Source organism: Thalassospira sp. ABL2_045 (genome assembly GCF_056161285.1).
The window spans coordinates 875,674-899,977 of record NZ_JBSWYV010000001.1; the positions used below are offsets into that span (position 1 = coordinate 875,674).

The following is a 24,304-nucleotide window of genomic DNA, read 5'->3' on the forward strand; positions in this document are numbered from 1 at the left end:
GCATCCCCAATCAGATGTGATCACTCTGCCGAGCTGGCAAGGCTTGCTGATCCGTTCGCATCCTCAAGCGCGCCAAGAACCTCATCCACGCTGAGCAATTCGGAAAGCAGGATGCCCTCGGGGGACGCCGAGCCAAACACGGCGTTGAACGGAATACCAAAGCGGCCATAGGACGCCAGATAATCGGCAATCTGTTGATCCGGGCGGGTCCAGTCGGCCTGCATCAGAACGACACGGTCCTGCGAAAGTGCGGCGCTGACATCAGGCTTTTCAAGCACCAGCTTCTTGTTGACCTGACAGGTGACACACCATTCTGCGGTGACATCAATCACGACGGTCTTGCCATCAGCCACAAGCGTATCGATGGTTTCCGGCGCAAAGGTCTGCCAGGCAAGCGTGCTGTTGCCTGATGATGTGCTGGGTGATGATGGCGGCTTGGAAAAGCCTGGCGCAAACAGGGCGACCATAAAGCCCGCGACGGCAAGGGCGGTAAAGGCAAAGCGTGGGCGGAGGTTCGATGTGCTCTTGCGTACCCAGATGAAAATACCGCCCGCAATCAGGCCAAGCCCAACCGCGATCGCACCGCCCATGCCGATCTGGACCGACAAAACGCCGAGCAGCCAGATGGCCGTGCCGACCAAGGCAAGACCCAGAACGAATTTGACCCCATTCATCCAGCGCCCCGGTTTGGGCAGGATATGGGCCACGCGCGGCTGGATGGCGATGGCGAAATAGGGCAGGGCCAAACCAATGCCAAGCAACGTGAAGATCCAGAAGATATCAAACACGCTTCCGGCCAGCGCAAACCCGACAGCCGTGCCGAGGAACGGGGCAGAGCAGGGGGTGGCCAGCAAGGTGGCAAACATCCCGGTCAGGAAGTTGCTGCTGATATGGCGGCCGTGGCTTTCGCTGCGTGTGATGGCATCATTGGCCGCGTTGCCAAGCTGATCCGGGCCGGAAATCTCAAACAGGCCCCACATGTTAAGCGCAAACAGGGCAAGAATGATCGTCATCACCGTCAGGAAAAGCGGCTGCTGGAACTGAATGCCCCAGCCAATCGTGCCCCCGGCCAGTTTGATGCCAACCAGAACCGCAGCAATCACCCAGAAGGATGTGATGATCCCGGCCGCACTGGCAAGAAAACCGATGCGCACCCGGTTGATGTCCTGTTCGCGGGCCTTGAGTGCCGACATGACCTTGATCGATAGGACCGGCAAAACACAGGGCATGACATTGAGGATCAAGCCACCCAGGAGGGCAAAAAGGCCGATCATCCAGAAACTCATGCCAGCGGTTGCGCCCGTGGCCGATGAGGATGCCGTGGTAACCGTGCCTGCGTCGACCGCGCCGACGATCAGGTCTTGTTCGATGGATAGCGGACCGGCAATGATCGTGACGGTAACGGCTTCGTCGCTTAGCGACTGGTCTTCGGCCAATCCCATCACAGCAATGTCGAAATATTTGATATCGGCGCTGTTGTCGTTGATGGCCGCAGGTTTTGGCAGACCAAAGCCCGCACGAAGGTCGCTTTCAATAATGATGTCGTCAATGGCGACACCAGTAGTATCAAGGCCGCGGATGCCAAGGCGCAGACCGGTCTGATCGCCGGAGTTTGCGGTGGTCAGGCTTGTGATATCGATGGGAAGACCGTTGCCCGTAAGCGGCACGCGCGAGACAAATTTTTCGATCTGATGGGCATGGGTGCTGGTGATGGATGCGCCGGTGCTGTCAGTGGCATCTGCCGGAATGTCGAGATTGAAGTTGGCCGTTGCCGGAATGCAGATGTCGCTACAGACCAGATAATCAACATTGAGACGGATCGATACGGACTGTGCGAGATCAGGGATCGTCACATCAATCGGCAGGATGATCTGATCCTTGTAGCCGAATGTTTCCAGACCAAAGATCGAAAAGCGATGCGGGGCAGGCCACAGTATGTTTGCGTCGCCAACGTTTTGTGACCCGGTCCAGTCCAGTTGCGGCGGGAAACCAGCATCACCGGCACTGCGCCAGTAAATCTTCCAGTCGGGCTGCAATTCATATTCAAGGCCGAGACGCAGTGTTTCTTTGCCGCCGGTTTCGGTTTGCGCACTGATCAGGCGAACAGATGTGAAATCCTCATCTATCCAGTCGGTTGCCATATCCGATGCCGCCATGGCAGCGGTTGTCGCGCCGATGGTCGCAAGGCAGAGGGCAAACATACATGTCAGGCGGACGATCAGGTGGCGAAGCACGTGTTGTTCCTTAAGCACGAAAAGCGGTTGGCGCAGTGTGGGCCAAACTTGTGGCACAAAACAGGCGTAGTTCGAGCCCGCGTTCAAATCAAGCCACGACTATGTGAACGTCCTATCACTAACACAGCTGTCGTGTGGCTTGGCATGATCCAGAGCAAATGCGACCTCGTTCATTGGCGCATGACAGGTTTGCTGCCTACATGGCCTATATGGGAAGCAGAAATGTCAAACGACAAATTATCGCGGTTTCCGGGGTTCTTGATGGTAATGGAAGGGCATTCGCGCTAGGCTTTATGAAACAGGAGAGAAAGTTTCGATATGGGTGAAGGTATAGACACAGGCGATTATCTTGGCGGCAAGCTTTTGATCGCGATGCCGGGAATGCGTGATCCGCGCTTTTCGCAAAGTGTGGTCTATATCTGTGCGCACAACAAAGATGGTGCGATGGGGCTTGTGATCAACCGCCTGATCGACAGCATTACTTTCCCGGAACTGCTTGAACAGCTTGGCATTGCGCGCCCGGCACCGACCATCGAAGACATTCAGGTGCATTTCGGCGGCCCGGTTGAAAGCAGCCGTGGCTTTGTGTTGCATTCAACCGATTTCTCGAACGAAGCCACCCTGCATGTCGATCGCGGTGTGTCGGTAACGGCCACGGTTGATGTCCTTGAACAGATTGCGGTCGGTGAAGGCCCGCAAAGCCGGATTTTGGCACTTGGCTATGCCGGATGGCGCAGTGGGCAACTTGAAAGTGAAATCCTTGCCAATGGCTGGCTTCACGTCGATGCCGATGCGGATCTTCTGTTTGATACCGATTGCGAAGACAAGTGGGAGCAGGCGTTCTCGCGGCTTGGCTTTGCCCCGGAGCTTTTGTCTGGCGAAGCTGGACACGCCTGAGCCCGGCATTCCAAGTCCTGTATCCGGCCCAAAGAAAAAGCCTGCCAGATCGGCAGGCTTTTGTGTTTTGTACAGGTTCGATGTGATCAATCGAACAACGCGTCGATTTCTTCCTGTGAGAAGATCTGGTCAACCTCATCTTGGGAAACGCGGTTGGCGTTTTGCGGTGCCTTGGTGACGGTTTTGTCCAGATTGTCGAGGCCCTTGGGATCTGGCGGCAGGTCGAATTCATCAAAGTCCTCTTCGCCCCAAATCTCGATCACGCGGGTAACGCGTTCCTCGATATATTTCATGGTGTTGACGACTTTGGTAATGCGCTGTCCGGTCAGATCCTGGAAGTTACAGGATTCAAAGACCTTGACCACCAGCTCGACAATGTCGTCGGCCAGCCCTTGCGTATAGTCGTCTGGTGCTGCGGAACGAATGTTATGGGCGACCGCATCGATCTTCTCGACGGTTTCAAGGATGTTGGCAGTTGCGTCTTCGGTCGCGGCCACGACGGAATCAAGCTCACCCTTCACGATATTGATACGCGTGCCACTGTCATCTTCGGGCGCGGTATAAAGGGCTGCGATTTCCTTTTTGGTTTCCTGAATGGAATTGGCAAGCGCGCGGACTTCGTTTTTCACCAGGCGGAGCTCATTGCGAGCATCGGCCTGTTCATCATCGTCCGGGACGGCGGCCTTGTTCGCCTTTTTCTGTTCCTCGATCATCATGCGGATGTCGGAAAGCAGTTCAAGCTTGAGATCCTCGATCGCGGTATGCAGGCTCGAAATATCGGGACCACCGGCAGCGCCATTCGGATCGGTCGGCATTTCGGTCGGCAGCGCGACCATGTCACTCATGGTTTCGAGTTTGTTGAGCAACCGCATTTCTGCGGTAAATAGTCTTTTACTTCCTGAGCGTGCCATAGACGAACCTCTGTCTTTGTACCGTCTGCATCGGGCAAGGGCCTGTCTGGCTGTCTTGCACGGAACATCGGGAATGCATACGTGTGGGTAGAATAGTCCGCAAAGCTGATATATCCAACCGAATTTCTATCCGTGATATTGGGGAAAAGTCCGCCCAATTAAAGGGTTCGGTCCGTATTTTTGCTTTTGGCAAATAACTGGGTGCCAAATTCAGGCGCCGAATCGTTTGCAAAACCGTTTTTTGTGCGGTGTTCGGCGGAAAAACGGGCCGGATCGCAAGGCGTCGAGGATGCCGTAGCGTTGTGTTGATCGGATGACGCTTCAGCGCCGTACGTTTTACAACGAAACGGCTTTAGCCATTGGTTGAAGTGATTCTAAGGTCTTTTGCGCATATATTGCAAAGCAGCAAACTTGACGATGGGAAAATCCGGCCGAAAGGAATGGCGGTTTTTCTATCCAAGGGTGGGTGTTTAGAACGATTTCAGCTAAAACCAGAGCGCTAATTTGATATCTTATCAAATACATTTTTTGTGCAACGCAGCGAGGTTTTTTCTGGAACAGGTGCCGAAGATACGCTATTTGCCTGCGTTACCAATGTACTTTCATGTGCAGGCTATTTAAGAATAAGATATGTCAGAGGAAATGCTCCGGTCCGTCAATTTTTAATCTTTGGTTGATATGGTGGAAAGCTTCCAAGAAGGAACCTTGAAAACCGGTCAGTTCAAAGAGACGGAGGTGGGGAAGAGTGAGGCATATCGCCTTGAGATGTAATGCGAGGGGGCAGATTCGCATGTCGATCAAGAAGCTATTTCCCATCCTGTTGTTGGGATTGGCGGTTATTACCGGGTTTGACAGTGCAGCACTTGCTGTTGGTCAGCCCGAGCCGTGGCAGCTTGGGCTGCAGGATCCGGTTTCACCGGTGGCTGTTGAAGGCCAGAAATTCTTTAATCTACTGATCTGGTTGATGACGATCATTACCGTGATCGTCCTGCTTTTGCTGCTGTATGTTCTTTTCCGCTTCAGCGCGAAACGCAACCCCGTACCGTCGAAAACGACCCACCACACCCTTCTTGAAGTGGTCTGGACGGTTGTTCCGGTACTGATCCTCCTTGTGATTGCAATCCCGTCCTTCCGCCTGCTGTATTTCGCAGACCGTGTCGAGGATGCCGATCTTACGCTCAAGATCATTGGCAAGCAGTGGTACTGGACCTACGAATATCCGGATAACGGCAACTTCACGTTTGATTCCTTGATGATCGATGAAGAAACCGCCGTTGCAGAGGGCATGAACCGCCTTCTGGATGTGGACAATCCCGTTGTCCTGCCGGTGGACCAGAACATTCGCCTGATCATGACGTCTGACGACGTGATCCATAACTGGGCCATGCCTTCGCTGTTCATCAAACTTGATGCCGTTCCTGGCCGTCTCAATGAAACCTGGACCCGCATTCCAGGCGAGTATGCCGGTACGACATTCTATGGGCAGTGCTCTGAGCTGTGCGGCGTGAACCACGCCTATATGCCGATCGCAGTCAAAGCTGTTACCATGGAAGAATACGAGGCCTGGGTAGCCAAGGCCCAAGAAGAGTTCGCATCTGCTGATCTGCCGTCTGCGGTATCAGTGGCATCGGCAGAGTGAGGGAGAGACTGATGGCTCACGCTGACACACATGATCACGATCATACCCCGGGCTTCTTTACCCGTTGGTTCCTGTCGACCAACCACAAAGATATCGGGACGCTTTATCTTATCTTCTCTGTGATCGCCGGTTTGATCGGTGGCGCGTTTTCGGTCTGGTTCCGTATGGAACTGGCACAGCCGGGCACGCAGATCATTGAAGATCACCATTTCTTCAACGTGCTCGTGACCGCACACGGCATGATCATGGTCTTCTTTGTTGTCATGCCCGCCATGATTGGCGGTTTCGGCAACTGGTTTGTTCCGATCATGATTGGCGCGCCGGATATGGCGTTCCCGCGTTTGAACAACATTTCCTTCTGGCTGATCGTGCCGGCCTTCCTTCTGCTGATGCTCTCAGCCGTGGTGGGCAGTGGTGCAGGGACCGGCTGGACGGTTTATCCGCCGCTTTCGGGCGTGCTGGGGCATCCTGATGCCTCTGTCGACCTTGCGATCTTTGCGCTGCACCTTGCCGGTGCCAGCTCGATCCTTGGTGCGGTGAACTTCATTACCACCATTTTCAACATGCGTGCGCCGGGCATGACCCTGCACAAGATGCCGCTGTTTGCATGGTCGATGCTGGTCACAGCATTCCTGCTGCTGCTGGCGGTGCCGGTTCTTGGTGGCGCGATTACCATGCTTCTGACCGACCGTAACTTTGGCACGGACTTCTTCAATCCGGCTGGCGGTGGTGACCCGATCCTGTATCAGCACCTGTTCTGGTTCTTCGGGCATCCGGAAGTGTACATCATGATCCTGCCGGGCTTTGGCATCATCAGTCACATCATCTCGACCTTCTCGCGCAAGCCGGTCTTCGGCTATCTCGGGATGGCCTATGCGATGGTGGCAATCGGTGTTGTCGGCTTCATCGTGTGGGCGCACCACATGTACACGGTGGGCATGGATGTTGATACCCGTGCATACTTCACCGCGGCGACGATGGTGATTGCGGTGCCGACCGGGGTTAAAATCTTCTCGTGGATTGCGACCATGTGGGGTGGCTCGATCACCTTGCGTGCTCCGATGCTTTGGGCGATCGGCTTCATCTTCCTGTTCACTGTGGGCGGTGTGACAGGTGTGATGCTGGCCAACTCGGGCATGGATCTGCCGCTGCATGACACCTACTTCGTTGTGGCGCACTTCCACTATGTGCTGTCGCTTGGTGCGGTCTTCTCGATATTTGCCGGTTTCTATTACTGGTTCAGCAAAATGTCGGGTTACGAGATTTCCGATCTCGGTGCGAAGATCCACTTCTGGCTGTTCTTCATCGGCGTCAACCTGACCTTCTTCCCGCAGCACTTCCTCGGACTTGCTGGCATGCCGCGTCGTTATGCCGACTATCCGGATGCGTTCGCGGGCTGGAACATGGTTTCGTCCTATGGTGCCTATATCTCGTTTGCGGCAACCATCTTCTTTATCGGTGTGGTGGCGCATGCCTTCATCCGTGGCAAGAAGGCCGAGGCAAACCCGTACGGGGAAGGTGCCGATACGCTGGAATGGACTGTGAGCTCTCCGCCGCCGTTCCATACCTTTGACGAACTGCCGCGTATCAAGTAAGTGACACTGGTTTAAGTCCCCCGCAGACCCCGGTTTGCGGGGGACATCCTACCGCCCCAAAAGAGAAGACCAGAGTTCAAATGACCAAGCAGGTTGCCGACCAGACCCTAGCACTCGAAAACGTAGTCACCCTGCCGGTTTCGGACGTGCGCGACTATATTGCATTGCTCAAACCCGGCGTGATGACCCTTGTGGTTTTCACCGGTGCCGTGGGTCTGTTGATTGCCCCGGGAACAATCCATCCGTTCCTTGGACTCGTGGCAATCGCCTGTATCGCCGTCGCCAGTGGCGCGGCTGCATCGATTAACATGTGGTACGATCGCGATATCGATATCCACATGAAACGCACCCAGAGCCGACCGATCCCGGCCGGACGGGTTCCTGCGGACGAGGCATTGTCGCTTGGCATTGCGTTGTCGATTGTTTCGGTAACCGTGATGGCGGTTGCCATCAATATTGCGGCTGCGGCTTTGCTGGCGGTGTCGATCGCGTTCTACGTGTTCATTTACACCATGTGGCTCAAGCGCAGCACACCACAGAATATCGTCATTGGCGGTGCCGCCGGGGCCTTTCCCCCGATGATCGGCTGGGCGTCGGTGACAGGCGGGGTTGATCTTAATTCGATCGCGCTGTTCATGATTATCTTTATGTGGACACCGCCGCATTTCTGGGCGCTGGCGCTGTTTCGCTGTGGCGACTATGCCAAGGTCGGGGTTCCGATGATGCCCGTCGTTGCCGGCGAGGCCGCAACGAAGAAGCAGATGCTGATTTATACGCTTCTGTTGTTGCCGGTGACGTTGGTTCCGGTCGCGACCGGATTGCTTGATGTGTTTTATGGCGTGACGGCGGCTCTGACCGGGCTTTGGTTCCTGCGCCACGCAGTTCGTGTTTTGCGCAATGCCGAAGAACGCGCGCCGCACAAGATGTTTGGATATTCCATTCTGTATCTGTTTGTCCTGTTCGGGGCGATGGTTGCAGATGTCTGGCTTGGCGGGTTGATCGCATGACTGAGCAGCCCAAAATGAACAAGGCGGAACTCGAAGCGTTCTATGCCAAGCGCAAGAAGAAGAATTGGGCGTTTCTGGTCATCCTGACCAGTCTGATTGTCCTGTTCTTTGCGATAACCATTTTGAAGATGAGCTAGGAAACCATGGCTGATCAGAAACACACAGATAATATCAAGGCGCGCAACAAGCGCGTTTTGCTGAGCTGTGTTGTCGTCGTTGGCGGCATGATCGGTCTGTCCTATGCCTCTGTACCGCTTTATGAGCTGTTCTGTCAGGTCACCGGTTTTGGCGGCACCCCGCAGGTGGGCAAAGATACCGGGATCGCTGTATCGGAAAAAACCATCAAGGTGCGTTTTAACGCCGATGTGAATTCCGGCCTACAGTGGCAGTTCAAACCCGAACAGCGTGAAATCACGGTGCGTCTGGGTGAAGATAATCTGGCGCATTACGTTGCCGAAAACATGGCGGTCCAGCCGATCACCGGTCAGGCCGTTTACAATGTGACACCACTGAAAGCTGGGCAGTATTTCAGCAAGATCGCGTGTTTCTGTTTTGACGAGCAAACCCTTCAACCGGGCGAGCGCGTCGACATGCCGGTCAGTTTCTATGTTGACCCTGCCATTGCCGAAGACATCAATACCCAGGACGTGAAGACGATTACCCTGTCATACACCTTCTTCAAATCCGAGGCATCGGTCGAAGCAGTTGGCGGGAACGAAGATCAGGGAGGCTGACAGAACACGGTTTCGTGGGCTGGACGGTCTTTGTTTAACAAAGCGAACTTAGAGTTTCTTTTGTAAGGATTGAGGGGGGCAAGGAATGAGTGATCATGCACAAAAGCATCCGTTCCACCTGGTAGACCCGAGCCCGTGGCCGCTGGTGGCTGCGGCGTCGGCAGGTCTGTTCACCGGTGGCATGGTCATGTTCATGCATTCGGACCGCGCGCCGGCTGATTTCTGGCTGGCCGCACTGGGCATTGCGGGCATTCTGTTCGTGATGTTCCGTTGGTGGAGCAACGTGATCAGCGAATCACACATCTATCATAACAAGGTCGTTCAGATCGGCCTGCGCTATGGGATGTCACTGTTCATCGCATCCGAGGTGATGTTCTTTGTCGCCTTCTTCTGGGCATTCTTCCACAACGCGTTTGTGATCTTCAGCCCCGGCGTGACCGAATGGCCACCGGCAGGCGTCGAAGTGCTTGATCCGTGGGATCTGCCGTTCCTCAACACCCTGATCCTGCTGCTGTCGGGTTGCACCCTTACCTGGGCGCATCATGGTATTCTGGAAGGCAAGAAAAAGGACCTTGTTCAGGGGCTGGCACTGACTGTTGGTCTTGGCGTCATCTTCCTGTTCCTGCAGGCATATGAGTACAGCCACGCGGCATTTGGCTTCTCTGACAACATCTATTCCTCGACCTTCTACATGGCGACCGGTTTCCACGGCTTCCACGTGTTTGTCGGGACGGTGTTCCTAGCGGTTTGCCTTGTACGCGCCATGAAGGACGGCTTCAAACAGGACCATCATTTCGGTCTCGAAGCTGCAGCTTGGTACTGGCACTTCGTTGACGTTGTCTGGCTGTTCCTGTTCTTTGCCGTTTACATCTGGGGTGGCGAATAAGCCACCCGCCGGAGACGGTTCAGAACATGGATGATTACTATCCAAACCTTTCCCCCATTCGTACCGGGCTGGCATGCAAATGCCCCCGCTGCGGTGGGGGAAAGTTGTTTTCAGGCTATTTGACTGTGCGCGAAACCTGCGAGGTTTGCGGACTGGATTTGCGCGGCCATGATTCCGGTGATGGTCCGGCCGTTTTCATCATTTTTATTTTGGGATTTCTGGTGGTGCCGATGGCGCTTTGGGTCGAGATGACCTATATGCCGCCTTTGTGGCTTCACGCGGTTGTCTGGGGGCCTGTCATTCTTGGCGTGACCTTGGTCTTGCTAAGGCCGCTCAAAGGCATCATGGTGGCCCTTCAATATCGTCACCGATCGACATCCGAACAGGACTGACCTTTCATGCCTCTTCTTAAAACGCGTCCCAGTCTGGCGATGAAAATTTCCGCCGGACTGTCTCTGATCATCTTGTTGGCGCTGGGTTCCTGGCAGGTGGACAGGCTGTTCTGGAAACAAGGCATCATCGAAAGCCGCCAGGCACAGGCGCAAATGGCCCCGATTGCGGTGCCGACCGACACCACCCTTGATCCTGATATGGCGTTCCGGGCGGCCTATGCCGAAGGAACCTATCTGAACGATCAGGAAAAGTATCTGATGGCGCGCACCCGGCGTGGCAATGTCGGCTTTCAGCTGATCACTCCGCTTGAACAGGAAGACGGCCGCATCATTCTGGTCAATCGTGGCTGGGTACCACAGGATTACCGCGCCCCAGAAACGCGCCCCGAAAGCCTGATTGAGGGGCCGGTTCGCGTCTCGGGTGTTTTGCGCCTTCCGAGGGAAAAGCACTGGGCGCAGCCGGAAAACGACCCATTGAAGAACCAGTGGTTCTATGTCGATGTTGATCACATGGCCGAAGATACCGGGGCGGAGCTTGCAAGTCCCTATTATCTGGAACTGGATGATACAGAGGTCCCGGGCGGCTTGCCGATTGGCGGGCAGGCAAAGGTTGAATTGCCCAACAACCATCTGGAATACGCCATCACCTGGTATAGCCTGGCACTTACCCTGATCGTGATGTTTGTTCTGTACCATCGCCGTCCATCCGGCGATAAGGAAACTGACAGCCAGGCCTGAGCAACCGTCCCACCGTCCCCATCTGATTGATATTTTGCGGACAGTCATCCTGACCCGACTGCCCGCGCAGGAGTTCCCATGACCGAAGCCTATAAAAAGCTTGAAGCCCGTTTTCACCGCATGAGCGTCCTGTCGGGGATTGGCGGCATGTTGCATTGGGATATGGCGGTGATCATGCCGGGCGGCGGGGCGGATGCCCGTTCCGAACAGCTCGCCACGCTGAGTGTTCTTGAAAACGAGCTGATCAATGCGCCGGAACTGGGCGATCTGATTGCCAGCGCCGAAACCGAAAACCTTGATGCCTGGCAGAAGGCCAACCTTGCAGAAATGAAGCGCGGCTGGGTGCATGGCACGGCGGTTCCGGCCGATCTGGTCGAAAAGATGTCGCGCGCTGAAACCCGGTGTGAGGTTGCCTGGCGCAAAGCACGGGCCGAGAATGACTTCAAGGGTTTGTTGCCGCAATTGCAGGAAGTCCTTGATCTGTCGATTGAGGCCGGCAAGGCCAAGGCAGAGGCGCTGGGCACATCGGTTTATGATGCGTTGCTTGATCAATATGATCCGATGATGCGCTCAGAGCGGATTGATAGCCTGTTTGCCGAGCTGGAATCCTTCCTGCCCGATTTCACTGCCGATGTTATCGAGCGTCAGAAATCCGAAGACACGCCGATCAAACCGGTTGGTCCGTTCCCGGTTGAAACCCAGAACCGCATTGGTCTTGATCTGATGAAGGCGGTCGGGTTCGATTTTGACCACGGACGTCTGGATATTTCACATCATCCGTTCTGTGGCGGTATCCCGGAAGATGTGCGTTTGACCACGCGCTATGACGAGAATGATTTTACCTCGGCGATCATGGGCGTTTTACACGAAACCGGCCATGCCATGTATGAGCGCGGCTTGCCCAAGGAATGGCAGAACCAGCCGGTTGGCACGGCACGCGGCATGACCATGCATGAAAGTCAGTCACTTCTGGTGGAAATGCAGGCTTGCCGGTCGGAAGAATTCCTGACCTATGCCGGGCCGGTGTTCGAGGCGGCCTTTGGGGGCGACAGTTCGGCATGGAAGCCCGCCAACCTGCATCGCCTTTATACCCGCGTTGAGCCGGGCCTGATCCGTGTGGATGCCGATGAGGTGACCTATCCCGCGCATGTGATCCTGCGTTACCGCATTGAACGGGCGCTGATCGAAGGCGACATGAAGCTTGCCGATTTGCCGGGTGCCTGGAACGAGATGATGCAGAAGCTTCTGGGCATTGTTCCCGAAGATGACCGTAATGGCTGCATGCAGGATATCCACTGGCCGTCTGGCGCGTGGGGCTATTTCCCGACCTATACGATGGGGGCAATGGCAGCCGCCCAGATATTTGCCGCGGCCAGGGACGCCAACCCGGAAATCCCGGGCGCATTGTCGCGCGGTGACTTTGCACCCTTGATGACGTGGCTTGGCACAAACATTCACAGTCAGGCATCTAGCAAATCCTCCGATGCCATCCTTGAAGCCGCGACAGGAAAGCCGCTTGGCATTGATGCGTTCAAGGCCCATCTTGAGAATAGGTATGGCCGTTAAATTCAATTGAACGGATCGGGCAATCTGCTAGCATTGATTGATGGATTGGTGATATACGCTGCCAGCAATGACCGGGGATATAATCCCGGCTAAATTTACATGGGCACTGCAAAAACATGGGCATAACCGACGGCAACAAGAAGGTGATGGACCGACAGGTCTTTGCCATTGATCAGGTCATTTTTCGCGAAGGCAAGCCCGGCAACGCCGCCTATGTTGTGCAAGAAGGCAAGGTCGAAATCTTCAAGACGCTGAGCGAAGGCAAAGAAGTCATCCTGGGAACCATTGATGCAGGCGGGTTGTTTGGCGAACTGGCCCTTGTCGATAACCAGCCGCGCATGGCATCTGCCCGGGCCAAGGAGCGTACCGTTCTGATCGCAATCAGCCGCCAGACGTTCGAAAAGAAGATGTCGGGCTCTGACCGGTTCATCAAGGCGGTTCTGCGAATCCTTCTGGGCAACTACCGGACAGTCGTCCGTCGTGCCGCCCTGGCCGAGGCCAAGCTCAAGGAACATGACATCCCGCTTGATGGCTAAGCCATCTTCTTTGTGATGTTTGCAGCAACGGCCCGCCTTGACCGTGCTTTATGCGCTATGCGTGCCAGACCTGCTGTATTGCCCCTTGACTATAGCGGCGCAAACCCTCACTAAATCAGGCCTTGCCGTGTTTTTGGGGCGAAATCTCCCTGAACGCATGGAACCGGTATTTGCCTTATGCAGGAGCAGGTCTAGTGCGCTATGTCAGCACGCGGGGAAGCGCCCCCGTTTTGCAGTTCGATGAAGTTCTTCTTGCCGGTCTGGCCCGTGACGGGGGGCTTTATGTTCCCGAAACCTGGCCGACCTTTTCCAAGGAAGATATTCGTGCGCTGCGAACTCTGACCTATGCCGAAGTGGCCTTCAAGGTGATCCAGCCGTTTGTGTCGGGCACCGTTGATGACGACGCCCTTAAGGCCATTCTTGAAGACACCTATAGTGGCTTTGATCACGAAGCGGTTGCACCGCTCAAGCAGCTTGGTCCGAATGACTGGGTCATGGAGCTGTTCCATGGTCCGACGCTGGCGTTCAAGGACTATGCGCTGCAGGTCGTGGGTCGCCTGTTTGACCATGTTCTGGCCAAACGCGGCGAGCGCATCACGATTGTCGGTGCGACGTCGGGTGATACCGGCTCGGCCGCGATTGAGGCCTGCCGGGATCGTGAAAATATCGACATCTTTATCCTGCACCCCAAAGGTCGTGTTTCGGAAGTCCAGCGTCGTCAGATGACGACGATCCTGTCGGACAATGTGCATAACGTTGCTGTCGAAGGCTCGTTTGATGATTGTCAGGATCTGGTCAAGGCGCTGTTCAATGATCATGGCTTCCGCGATGAAGTTGGTCTGTCGGCAGTGAATTCGATCAACTGGGCGCGCATCATGTGCCAGATTGCCTATTACTTCTGGGCGGGTGTCCAGCTTGGATCGCCAGAGCGCGAAATTTCCTTCTCTGTGCCGTCGGGCAACTTTGGCAATGTCTATGCCGGTTATGCGGCGATGCAGATGGGCCTTCCGATCAAGCAGTTCGTGGTTGGTGCCAACCGCAACGATATTCTGGCCCGCTTCTTTGAAAGTGGCGTCATGAAGATGGAAGGCGTTGAGCCGTCGCTCAGCCCGTCGATGGACATTCAGGTCAGCTCGAACTTCGAGCGTCTGATGTTTGATCTTTATGACCGTGATGGTCTGGCAATTGCCGAGATGCTGACCAAATTCCGCGAGACCGGGGTGATGGAAATGTCGCAGGGCCAGTTTGACCGCGCGCGTGAACATTTCGATGGCTATCGCCTTGATGACGGGGAAACCAAAGCCGCGATCAAGGATGTACTGGCGACCAGTGGCGAACTGGTTGATCCGCATTCCGTGATCGGCATTGTGTCTGGCCGTCAGTGCAACCGCGACAAATCAGTGCCGATGGTGGCATTGGCAACGGCACATCCGGCGAAATTCCCGGATGCGGTCAAGCAGGCATCGGGGATCTACCCGGACTTGCCGCCGCGTCTTTCCGATCTATATGACCGACCTGAGAAGGTCGAACCAATGTCCAATGATGTGGCTGACTTGATGGCGCATGTTCGTAAAAACCGACGTGCTGCCTGAGACCCGCCATGGTTGGACCCGAAATACTAAACAGGAGTGATGCTATATGACAGTCGAGCTAACCCGGCTTGACAATGGAATGATTGTCGCGACCGACCGTCTGGATCACGTAGAGTCGGTTGCCTTGGGCACATGGGTTAATGTTGGGGCGCGTAATGAGTCGCCTGACATCAACGGCATTTCCCATATGCTTGAACATATGGCGTTCAAGGGCACACGTCGGCGTTCCGCCCTGCAGATTTCCGAAGAAATCGAAGCGGTCGGTGGGCAGATGAATGCCTATACCTCGCGCGAGAACACGGCCTATTACTGCAAGGTCCTGCACGAAGATCAGGAACTGGCGATTGACGTGATTGCCGATATCCTGCAGCACTCGACACTTGATGCGAAGGAACTTGAACGCGAACGTCAAGTGATCTTGCAGGAAATTGGTCAGGCGAACGATACGCCCGACGACATCATTTTCGATTATTTCCACGAAACCGCTCTGCCAAATCAGGCCTTGGGGCGTTCGATCCTGGGCAGCCCGGAAAATGTATCGTCGCTGAGCCGCGATGATCTGTTTGATTTCATGTCGCGCCGTTATAGCCCGAAAAACATGGTGTTTTCGGCATCCGGCAAAGTCGAACACGACCGTGTCGTCGACATGGTGTCGAAAAAGTTCGATAGCCTGCCCGCCCATGAAGAGCACGCGATCGAGCCCGCGAAATATGAAGGCGGCAGCCGGATCGAAAACCGCAAGCTTGAACAGGTCCATGTGATCATGGGTCTGCCGACGGTGTCCTACACCGATGACAGTTTCTATGACCTGCAGGTGTTCAACACCCTGCTCGGTGGTGGCATGTCGTCGCGCCTGTTCCAGGAAATCCGTGAAAAGCGCGGACTGGTTTACTCGGTCTATAGCTTCTCGTCGCATTATGTGGATGGCGGCCTGTTTTCGATTTATGCCGGGACCGGGGCCAATGACATTGGCGAACTGATGCCGGTGATGTGTGATGAACTGGTGCGCGCAACCCAAGACCTTTCGGAAGAAGAAGTCACACGTGCACGTGCACAGCTCAAGGCGTCCGTGGTGATGGCGATGGAAAGCAATTCCGGTCGCTGTGAAACACTGGCACGTCAGATCCAGATTTTCGGCAAGCCGCAAAGCATGGAAGAAATCGTCGCCAAGATCGATGCGGTTGATCTTGAAAGCGTGCGTCGTTCCGGCAAGGCGTTGCTGGATGGCAAACCGACCATCACGGCCCTTGGTTCGGTGGATCAGATACCCGAGATTTCTTTGAAACTGGGATAACTAATGCGCCCTAGGTTCGAGAGAAAATATTGAAGATAATACTTGTAAAAATATTGTTTCTCTTCGCGTCGATAATCGCTCTAACGCTGATCGTCGACCTAAAAGAATTTCTAATTTATTTCGAAGGTGCTAACTTTTATTGGGTTTTTGTTGCGTTTTTATTTGTTCTTATGAACCAGTTATTGAGTAGTATTCGATTTGGTTTCGTTTTGCATCTGTTTGGAGTGCGAATTGGAGCGTGGGATTGTCATAAAATAAATGTATATTCTATACTATCAGGGTTTTTGTTTTTTAATTTTTTTGGACAAAGCATTTCAAGATCTCTTCTTGTTAATAAGATAAATAGGTCAGAGGTTTCATTTATTGTAACAGCTTTGGAAAGGGCGATTTCTTTATCGATTTTGTTAATAGCATCGATAGGGTTGTCTGCTTATGTTTTGGGTGGAGCAATCATATCATTGCCGAGTACGCCCATTTACATGGCACTTTTCTTTGTGTTTGTAAGTGTATTCCTCTCATACTGTTTTGTGCTTTTCCCAAGACAACGAGCAGAAGTAAATGTCTTCATCGCTGGTGGATTTGGGTGGAAATTTTGGGGCATAGTTCTGCTAGTAGTTCTGATGCATATTTGTATGCTCAGTGCTTACCTTTCTTTGATGATCGGCTTGTCGAATGGAATATCAGTTGATCAAAACTCAATACTAGCTGGCGTGTTGACGATGCTAGGGGGAGCTCTGCCAATCAGTTTCGGTGGTTGGGGGGTGAGAGAGGTATCTGCAAGTTTTGCGTTCAGAATAGCTGCTTTGCCGAGTGAACTTGGCGTTTCCGCAGGCATAGGCGTTGGTCTGCTTACTCTTGTCGCGCTTGTCTGTAATTTGTTAGTTGTAACTCTTGTCAGAAAACAAAAAAATATAGCTAATAAAGGTAAAAACACCGAGGGAATAAGCCTTTACAGCAAAAGACTAACTATGCTCCTTGCATGGACAAGTGTGCCAATTGTCATGACTCTCATGATGGTGCAAGTCCCAATGCCTTTGGCTACAGGGAGTCTTGCCGTCAATCTGGCGGATCCGGTCGCGCTAATTGTAGGCATGACCTTCGTCTTGGTGCTGTTGCAGCGTAGAGCTTTTGGTATTGTATGGCTGGATCGGCGGGTGGGGTACTGGCTTCTGGCAGCAGGAGGTGTTCTTCTCGCAAGCTATGTTTTAGGTCTGCTAAAAGTAGGGTATTCGGATTGGGCCTTGTACAATCGCTTGCTTGGCAGCGGGGTTCTTTTTTCCTACGCGGTTGTGGGGGTAGTTTCGACTGCTTTCTGGGGCGAGTTTGCTGTTCGGGTGGCAGTCAGGACGATCTTCATCGCTTTGCCCATTGTCGCAATTATTGAATTTCTGATGCGTCTGGGGCTGGGGTACGAATCTTTGTTGGCGTTGGGTTGGCATACCCCCCGTTGGAGCGGTTTTTTAGGGAACCCAAACTCGTTCGCTTTCTTCTTAGTTACAGTTTTTTGCATTGCCTTTCCATTTGATATTCGTTCAGGTGGTTCGAAGAAAAGTATAATTGGTGTCTTTTCTTTGGCGGTTATTATAGCTCTAGTGTTTTTGACTGTATCTCGAGCCGCTCTCATATCATTTACATTTATTGCGCTAATTTTCGTATTTTGTGATTGGAGGCGGGTACTATACTCAGTCGTGCTTGGTTTGATAATTTATGGCTCGGTGTTGGCCGCAAACGAGGTTTTGCAGTTTGCTGCCGATACTGGAGCAGGGATTGCTCTAATTGACCGAACACGGTCGCAGTTCTCTGTACTCCAACTTGATCGGATTGAGAGTATAATTGTTGGGTGGAACATGTTTCTGGAAAACCCTGTATTGGGTGCAGGGCTCGGGGCATTCCATGAGAGCCAAGAGTTCAACGGTAGCCCTTTGGTGCTTCATAACTCTTTCTTATGGATTTTAGCAGAGATGGGGCTTTTAGGTTTTTTGGTCATTGTGGTTCCGTCTTTTCTATTTGGCGGCAAAGTCGTATTAAGCCGAGAATGGCTGAGAAACCCGTATTTAATGGCATTTTCCATGGTGTTGTTAAACGCTGCGATCATGGGAATGGCACATGAACTAGTCTATCAGCGTATTTTTTGGCTGGCATTTGGGTTGCTGTTGGCGTCCCCGTTTAGTCTCCGTTCCAGAGTGCCAAAGCAAAGATGATTAAGTAATTAAACGACTTAAAGTGATGTGCTCTTGCTGCAATATGCCTTTGACATAGGTGGCTCGAATATAGAGTTCGGTGTTTTTGATGGCGGTGGGGAAATGGTTCTTCATCGCAAGGTCGTGACACCGCGTCATGATCGGGACGGCTTTGTCAAAACGTTGGCCGCGTTCGTGCGGGAGGCTGACGCACAATACGGTCAAGGTCCGGTGGGCATCAGTCTGGCGGGCGGGGTAGACCCGAAAACCGGGGCGGTGATTTCGGCCAATATTCCAGCGATCAAGGGCTGGCCGCTCGCCGCCGGGCTTTCCAATATTCTGGGCCGCACGGTTCTGGTCGAAAATGATGCCGATTGTTTTGCCTTGGCCGAGGCAACAACAGGTGCGGCCCAAAACGCCCGGACTGTCTTTGCCATCATCCTTGGGACCGGGGTTGGCGGCGGCACCGTGTTTGATAGGCAGTTTGTTGGTGGCAACAGCGGTATTCGCGGGGAGTGGGGGCATGGCAATGATGTCAGTGGCGCGCTGATCCGCCATGGCCTATCATCTGTTGCCTGCGGCTGTGGACGTACAGGGTGTCTTGATAGCTGGGGCGGGGCGCGTGGGCTTGAGCGTATCTACTGGCAAATCCATGGGGCAGAAACGGCCAGTCATGACATCACGACCGCATGGCAGGCCGGGGACGATCGGGCTGCGCGGGTCATCGATATTTATTGCGACCTGGTGGCGAGTGAACTGGCCCTTATGGTCAATGTTCTTGATCCGGATTGCATTCCGGTCGGCGGAGGGTTGGCATCCGAAGGAGTCTTGATCGCGGAAATCGACGCACGGGTCCGGCACCAGGTTCTGGGGCGCTATGACGAACCGTTGGTGGTGCCTGGTGCCTATGCCCGAGACGGTGGATTGCGCGGGGCAGCCTTGCTCCATCAGATGTCGTTGCGGGCGAAGCCGGGTGATTGAATCCGGTCATATCAGAAAAATATTATCCAAGCAGAAGAATAGCCTATGCCTTGGTATGTGAAGGGTTTAGAATTTGCCTTTCGCGACCGAGAGTTTTAATTGTCGCAGTATAACAAGACTTTATGACCGGTGTCCGGGGCAAGACCAGGCCGGTCAAAAAATGGGAAACATCATGACGACCGAGTTTGAGACCGATCATCAGGCAGAAATGGCCAAAATGTTCGAACAGCGTGTTGAGGCGATCCTGAAGCTTGGCATCGAGCAGTTCGGTCTGCCTGTTGGCATCTTCAGCGCCATTGGTGAAGAGACCTATGAAATTCGCCAGGTCTTCCACCCGGAAAATGCCCTGACTCCCGGTATGGCGTTCGATGTGGATGATACGTTTTGCGCCCAGGTCATTGCCACCAAGGAAGTCCTTGCCGTGCATGATCTTGGCGAAACCGGATATAGCGAGCATCCGGCTGGCGAAAAGTTCGGTTTTGCCGCCTATCTTGGCGCACCGATCCTGGTGGAGGGCGAATGTATCGGGACCCTTGCCTTTGGCAGCGCATCACCGGTATCGGCTTTTCGTGCGCATGATATCGAAATGGCGCAGCTTTTTGCCGACTCACTTGGTCAGGCAGTCGCGCATATCCATGATCTTAAGGAACTCGACAAGGTTCGTGCGGACCTGGAGCGATCAACAAACACGGATCCACTGACTGGTCTTTACAATCGTCGCTTTATTGAAGGTTTGCTGCGTACCGAACTTGAGCGCGCGAACCGTTATGGCAATGCGGTTGTGGTCGGCATGGTCTTTTTCGACAATCTCAAGAAGCTGAACGAAAGCTTTGGCTATGATGCAGGTGATGCGGCGTTGCAGCTGTTTGGCGAAGTCGCATCCGAGATGATGCGCGAAACCGATGTGATCGCGCGCTGGAGTGATAAGGAATTCCTGATCCTGATGCCCGAAACCGGGGCCGCCGGGGCGCTTAATTACCTGCAGCGCCTGACGGAGCGTGTACGTGCGGAAGACTTCCATACTGGCAAGGAACAGCTTCACCTGACGCTTAGCGTTGGGCTGGGTATTGCGGAATCCGGTGATACGCTCGACAAGCTGGTATCGCGGGCCAGCATCGCGATGCACCAGTCAAAAGAAACCTGATCCAGTGTGGTTTGGTGGCACGTTTGCGTGCCACCTTTGTGCACCACCCTTGTGCACCCCTTTGGGCGCTATCAAACGCGCAAAAGAAAACCGCTTTGAGGAAAACCTCAAAGCGGTTTGTCTTGGCTGGGGCGGTAGGATTCGAACCTACGGTACACGATACCAAAAACCGATGCCTTACCACTTGGCCACGCCCCATCAGCGTGTGTGGCGCGGAAAATAGCGCCCTCATGCCAAGAGTGCAACCCTCTATTTGAAGGTTTTTTTATCCGGTCACGGCCCTGATGTTCAGTCGGGGAAGGCTGCACCGATTGTTGCCTGCTCGCGGGTCTTTTGCGTCAGGATATGCGTGGGCGAAATCCACCAGTCCGGGTTCTGCGCGGCAATGGCATGGGCTGCGCGTTCGGCCTGATCATTTGTGTCGTAAATCCCAAAACACGTGGCACCACTGCCCGACATTCGGGCAAGCAGACAGCCTTCTTCGCGGGCCAGTGTATTGAGCACATCACAAATTTCGGGAAGGATACCGGTGGCAGGCAGGGTCAGGTCATTGCCGCAGTCCGAAAGGGCGTCTGCAAGGGCGGCACCACTTTGAAATGTCTGTTTTGTGTCCCACGCGCCGGCGGGGCTGAAGCCTTCTTCAGCGCGGGCCTTGAAGATTTCGGGCGTTGAAACCGCCTTGCCCGGATTGATCAGGACCATCGGTACGGGGGGTAAATCCGGCAGTTCGGTGATTTCCTCGCCGATCCCCGACATCACGCAGGTTTTGCCATGCAGGCAAACCGGGACATCTGCACCGAGCGAGAGTGCGATGCGCGACAGGGTGTCTGTATCAAGGTCGAGTTGCCACATCTCGCAGAGCAAGCGGATGGCTGCCGCCGCATCCGCCGATCCGCCGCCAATGCCCGAGGCAACCGGCAGGCGTTTATCAAGGATCAGGTCTGCACCCTGTTTGATGTTGCCGGCTTCCTGCAGCATCCATGCGGCGCGCATGACAAGATTTTCGTCGGTGTTTTCGCCTGTGAGATTGGCCGCCATCGGGCCGGTGATGGCAAGGGTGATCTTGTCATCATCGCGTACTTCGCCGGTCAGTACATCACCGGTCGCAGTAAAGCAGACCAGACTTTCAAGCAGGTGATAGCCGTCATCGCGTTTGCCGGTGACGTGCAAAAACAGGTTAACCTTGGCAGGTGCCTGCTGGCGATAGGTCGCAGACATGAACGTTTCTTCCCAAATGCGTCAGTTCACGACAATCGGGGCCACGCTTGGTACCTGGCCATTGATTTTAGCTTCTACAGTACTGCGCAGGTCTTCGGTCGGATTGAATGACAGGGCACGGTGCCATTGGAAGCGGGCTTCGTGATAGCGCCCGATCTGCCAATAGGCATCACCCAAATGATCATTGATTGTCGGATCGTCAGGTTTCAGTTCGACGGCTTTTTCAAGCTGCTCGACCGCGTCTTCAAAACGCCCCAGCTTGTAATAAACCCAGCCCAGACTATCGACGATATAGCCATCATCGGGCTGCAATTCGACGGCCCGTTTGAGCATGTCTTCGGCCTGATCGAAATTCATGCCCATATCCACCCAGCTATAGCCGAGATAGTTCAGCACATAAGGCTGTTCCGGTTCGATTTCGAGCGCCTGAAGAAAGTCGGCCTCGGCACGGGCCCAGTCACCGGCGCGTTCATGGGCAATGCCGCGACGGTAAAGCAGGCGCCAGCCAACCTGGGTCTGGCCACCCAGGCGTTCGATGGCCTTGTCATAGGCATCGGCGGCCGGGCCATATTCCTGCTGAATGCGCAGGATATCGCCCAACTGGATCAGGGCATCGGGGCGATCGCGGCGTTCATTGACCATGTCTTCAAGGATATCAATCGCCTCATCGGCGCGACCGATTTGTTCAAGGCTGGAGGCGATACGCAGCCGTGCGTTCCAGCTGTGCGGCGAGGACACCGGAATGGCGCCGTAAACGTCAATTGCCGTTTCAAAGCGATCCTGGATTTCCATGACTTCGCCCACCAGAAGACGGGTAATGTCATCATCCGGGCGCAGTGACAGGGAATAGCGCGCCATCAGCAAGGATGGATCAACAGCGTTTTCCTGACTGAGCAGGGTCGCAATATCAAGATAGGCTTCTGCCAGACCCTCGGCCGGAGTCAGCATGGTGGCAATCGGTGGTTCTTTGCGATCAAGACGTTTCAAATGGAAAGGCATGGCAAGTGATTGCGGATGCCGGTCCATGTAGCTTTCATAAAGAAGCGATGCCTTTTGCACCTGTCCCTTACGCTCATAGACCGCACCAAGGGCCTCAGCTGCGCGCAGCGGCGCATCGGCCGGGTCGCCATAGGCGCTGGCAAGGGCGCGTTCGGCGGCATCAAAATCGCCAAAATGCGCCAGGATCAAGCCGCGATGATATTCCGAAAGCGGGTTAAGCGACCCATTGCCCTGCATGCCATCAAGGGCGGCCATTGCCGGCGCCTTTTGGTCCAGTCCGGTGTAAAGCCATGCCTTCGCCAGCGGCGCAATCAGCGCATTGATGCCGCGTTCGGGCAGGCTTGAAACAATATCAAGTGCATCCTGATAGCGATCTTCGCGAATGGCAGCATCCATCACGGTCAGGGCTGCAAACAGGTCCTGATCATTTTCAGATTGCAGCTGGGTAGCAATACCGACCGCATCGTTGATGCGCCCGTCGCTGATCAGCGCGAGAAAGGCGCGACGGCGGAGTTCCGCATTGTCGGGATCAAGGTTATGGGCACGCAAAAGGTATTGTGCGGCATAGTCCGACTGGCTTTCCATCTGTGCGGCTTTGCCGGCCAGGAAGTTACCCGAAAAACCGTTGGATTGCGGATACTCGAAAACGGCGTCATCACCATTCTGCGGCATGGTGCCACAGGCCGATAGTGCAATCGCCGTCATCGGGATGAGGAGGTGTAACAGTTTACGTTTCAAAGGCTTTTCCTGCGTCCGCAATTCGGGTTCGGAGATGCAAAGATGTATGCATCGCCATAGTGAATTTCGGGTTTAGCCTACTCAGTCGGCAATTATAAGGCAAAGCATTTGCAACACGGAACCATGCGCAAAAGCCATCACAATAAAGTAATGAGCCGCAAAGCGCGGAAAGCAGCGGTCATGAGGCATATTTCGGCTAGCAATAAAGCGGGCGCTTTGCCGGGACATCAAGCTGTTTGCCAATGATTTCGCGGGCCTGTTTGGCATATTGCGAGCCTTGCCCGACCGGCGCGACGGTCTCAAGGACCGCAATCGCCTTATCCAGACCGACCGCCTTGGCAAGGAACCAGCCGGCAAGATAACTTGATGACAGGCAGCCGCCACTGGTGACGATATTGCCCTGTGCGACCAGCGGGCGGTCTTCGATGACAGTATCGGTGCGCACAATCAGCGGGCGGGTTTTGCTATCTGTTGTCACGGTCGCGGGCAGCAACCCCATCCGATAAAGAAACAAAACGCCCGAGCATTGTGCCCCGATCAACTGGCGCGACGGATCAAGCGACAGGGGTTTCATAATATCGGGATTATTGATGTGATCACGTGAATGAATGCCACTGCCGAGCAAGACCGCATCAGCATCCTTGGCAAAGGACAGGGGGTTTTGCACGGAAACGGAAACACCATTCATCGACGTGACGGTTTCGCCGGTGCCCGTGATTTCGGCATGGACACCATCGGCCTTGGCGCGGTTCAAAATCGACAGGGCGACGAAGCTGTCGAGTTCGTTGAAGCCATCGAGTGTCACGATTGCGATTTTCATGTCGATCTTGCCTGCGCGTTTAAAAGGGCCGGTATTGAACGCGCAGATTGAATTTGAAACAAGTAAAAACTGATATGCGGCTTCGGCGAGGTAACAGCCAATCATCAGACTAAAAGAAAAAGCAGCGGTGTTAAGTGTCAAGGACCGCTGCATGATATATGCGCATCCTTGCGTTTGCCCTTACAATGATTTTGCGCATGACG

The 24,304-nt window shown here is 54.3% G+C and carries 21 protein-coding genes and 1 tRNA gene; 16 read left to right on the top strand and 6 right to left on the bottom strand.

Features of this window, described 5'->3' with window-relative positions:
* Positions 1–20: 20 nt before the first annotated feature.
* Entirely contained in the window at positions 21–2,234 is a 2,214-nt protein-coding gene (locus ACXAIA_RS03965) for a protein-disulfide reductase DsbD family protein (RefSeq protein ID WP_475348208.1), read from the bottom strand.
* A 318-nt stretch (positions 2,235–2,552) separates the two neighbouring features.
* Between ACXAIA_RS03965 and ACXAIA_RS03970 the strand changes: the two genes are divergently transcribed.
* Positions 2,553–3,131 carry a YqgE/AlgH family protein gene (locus ACXAIA_RS03970; RefSeq protein WP_475346920.1) on the top strand — a complete coding sequence of 193 codons (579 nt, stop codon included), beginning with the start codon at positions 2,553–2,555 and terminating at the stop codon, positions 3,129–3,131.
* Between the two features lie 86 nt (positions 3,132–3,217).
* Here ACXAIA_RS03970 and ACXAIA_RS03975 read toward each other — a convergent pair whose 3' ends face one another.
* Positions 3,218–4,042, bottom strand: coding sequence for a hypothetical protein (locus ACXAIA_RS03975; protein WP_475348209.1), 825 nt, complete (start codon positions 4,040–4,042; stop codon positions 3,218–3,220).
* 790 nt (positions 4,043–4,832) lie between these two features.
* Here ACXAIA_RS03975 and coxB point away from each other — a divergent pair.
* From coxB to ACXAIA_RS04050, 15 genes are all read left to right on the top strand, one after another.
* Positions 4,833–5,681 carry a cytochrome c oxidase subunit II gene (gene coxB / locus ACXAIA_RS03980; protein ID WP_475346922.1) on the top strand — a complete coding sequence of 283 codons (849 nt, stop codon included), beginning with the start codon at positions 4,833–4,835 and terminating at the stop codon, positions 5,679–5,681.
* Between the two features lie 11 nt (positions 5,682–5,692).
* Positions 5,693–7,276 carry a cytochrome c oxidase subunit I gene (ctaD, locus tag ACXAIA_RS03985; RefSeq protein ID WP_475346923.1) on the top strand — a complete coding sequence of 528 codons (1,584 nt, stop codon included), beginning with the start codon at positions 5,693–5,695 and terminating at the stop codon, positions 7,274–7,276.
* 80 nt (positions 7,277–7,356) lie between these two features.
* Positions 7,357–8,283 (top strand): heme o synthase, encoded by a 927-nt coding sequence (cyoE, locus tag ACXAIA_RS03990; protein WP_475348210.1) that lies wholly within the window; start codon positions 7,357–7,359, stop codon positions 8,281–8,283.
* The gene (locus ACXAIA_RS03995; RefSeq protein WP_475348211.1) at positions 8,280–8,420 is read left to right on the top strand and encodes a hypothetical protein; all 141 of its coding nucleotides are present in this window, start codon (positions 8,280–8,282) and stop codon (positions 8,418–8,420) included. Before cyoE ends, ACXAIA_RS03995 begins: the two co-directional genes overlap by 4 nt.
* 6 nt (positions 8,421–8,426) lie before the next feature.
* Positions 8,427–9,017, top strand: a complete 591-nt coding sequence (locus ACXAIA_RS04000) for a cytochrome c oxidase assembly protein (protein ID WP_475348212.1) — start codon at positions 8,427–8,429, stop codon at positions 9,015–9,017.
* A gap of 85 nt (positions 9,018–9,102) precedes the next feature.
* Positions 9,103–9,903 carry a cytochrome c oxidase subunit 3 gene (locus ACXAIA_RS04005; RefSeq protein ID WP_114097826.1) on the top strand — a complete coding sequence of 267 codons (801 nt, stop codon included), beginning with the start codon at positions 9,103–9,105 and terminating at the stop codon, positions 9,901–9,903.
* A gap of 104 nt (positions 9,904–10,007) precedes the next feature.
* Entirely contained in the window at positions 10,008–10,295 is a 288-nt protein-coding gene (locus ACXAIA_RS04010) for a DUF983 domain-containing protein (RefSeq protein WP_363928341.1), read from the top strand.
* A 6-nt stretch (positions 10,296–10,301) separates the two neighbouring features.
* On the top strand, positions 10,302–11,033 hold the full coding sequence (locus tag ACXAIA_RS04015; RefSeq protein WP_475348213.1) for an SURF1 family protein: 732 nt from the start codon (positions 10,302–10,304) through the stop codon (positions 11,031–11,033).
* 78 nt (positions 11,034–11,111) lie between these two features.
* Positions 11,112–12,599, top strand: coding sequence for a carboxypeptidase M32 (locus ACXAIA_RS04020; protein ID WP_475348214.1), 1,488 nt, complete (start codon positions 11,112–11,114; stop codon positions 12,597–12,599).
* A gap of 116 nt (positions 12,600–12,715) precedes the next feature.
* Entirely contained in the window at positions 12,716–13,135 is a 420-nt protein-coding gene (locus tag ACXAIA_RS04025) for a cyclic nucleotide-binding domain-containing protein (protein WP_475348215.1), read from the top strand.
* Positions 13,136–13,329: 194 nt separating this feature from the next.
* Positions 13,330–14,727 carry a threonine synthase gene (gene thrC / locus ACXAIA_RS04030; RefSeq protein ID WP_475348217.1) on the top strand — a complete coding sequence of 466 codons (1,398 nt, stop codon included), beginning with the start codon at positions 13,330–13,332 and terminating at the stop codon, positions 14,725–14,727.
* Positions 14,728–14,773: 46 nt separating this feature from the next.
* Complete coding sequence (locus ACXAIA_RS04035; protein ID WP_475348218.1) at positions 14,774–16,021, top strand: M16 family metallopeptidase; 1,248 nt, start codon at positions 14,774–14,776, stop codon at positions 16,019–16,021.
* 29 nt (positions 16,022–16,050) lie between these two features.
* On the top strand, positions 16,051–18,222 hold the full coding sequence (locus tag ACXAIA_RS04040) for an O-antigen ligase family protein (RefSeq protein ID WP_475348219.1): 2,172 nt from the start codon (positions 16,051–16,053) through the stop codon (positions 18,220–18,222).
* 27 nt (positions 18,223–18,249) lie between these two features.
* Complete coding sequence (locus tag ACXAIA_RS04045) at positions 18,250–19,182, top strand: ROK family protein (RefSeq protein ID WP_475348220.1); 933 nt, start codon at positions 18,250–18,252, stop codon at positions 19,180–19,182.
* A 172-nt stretch (positions 19,183–19,354) separates the two neighbouring features.
* Entirely contained in the window at positions 19,355–20,326 is a 972-nt protein-coding gene (locus ACXAIA_RS04050) for a sensor domain-containing diguanylate cyclase (RefSeq protein ID WP_475348221.1), read from the top strand.
* A gap of 123 nt (positions 20,327–20,449) precedes the next feature.
* On the opposite strand, the gene ACXAIA_RS04055 is transcribed toward ACXAIA_RS04050, so the two are convergent.
* From ACXAIA_RS04055 to ACXAIA_RS04070, 4 genes are all read right to left on the bottom strand, one after another.
* Positions 20,450–20,524: transfer RNA gene (locus tag ACXAIA_RS04055), tRNA-Gln, on the bottom strand.
* Positions 20,525–20,614: 90 nt separating this feature from the next.
* On the bottom strand, positions 20,615–21,544 hold the full coding sequence (locus tag ACXAIA_RS04060; protein ID WP_475348222.1) for a 4-(cytidine 5'-diphospho)-2-C-methyl-D-erythritol kinase: 930 nt from the start codon (positions 21,542–21,544) through the stop codon (positions 20,615–20,617).
* 21 nt (positions 21,545–21,565) lie between these two features.
* Complete coding sequence (locus ACXAIA_RS04065) at positions 21,566–23,281, bottom strand: tetratricopeptide repeat protein (protein ID WP_475348223.1); 1,716 nt, start codon at positions 23,279–23,281, stop codon at positions 21,566–21,568.
* 196 nt (positions 23,282–23,477) lie between these two features.
* Positions 23,478–24,101, bottom strand: coding sequence for a DJ-1/PfpI family protein (locus ACXAIA_RS04070; RefSeq protein ID WP_475348224.1), 624 nt, complete (start codon positions 24,099–24,101; stop codon positions 23,478–23,480).
* Positions 24,102–24,304: the final 203 nt, after the last annotated feature.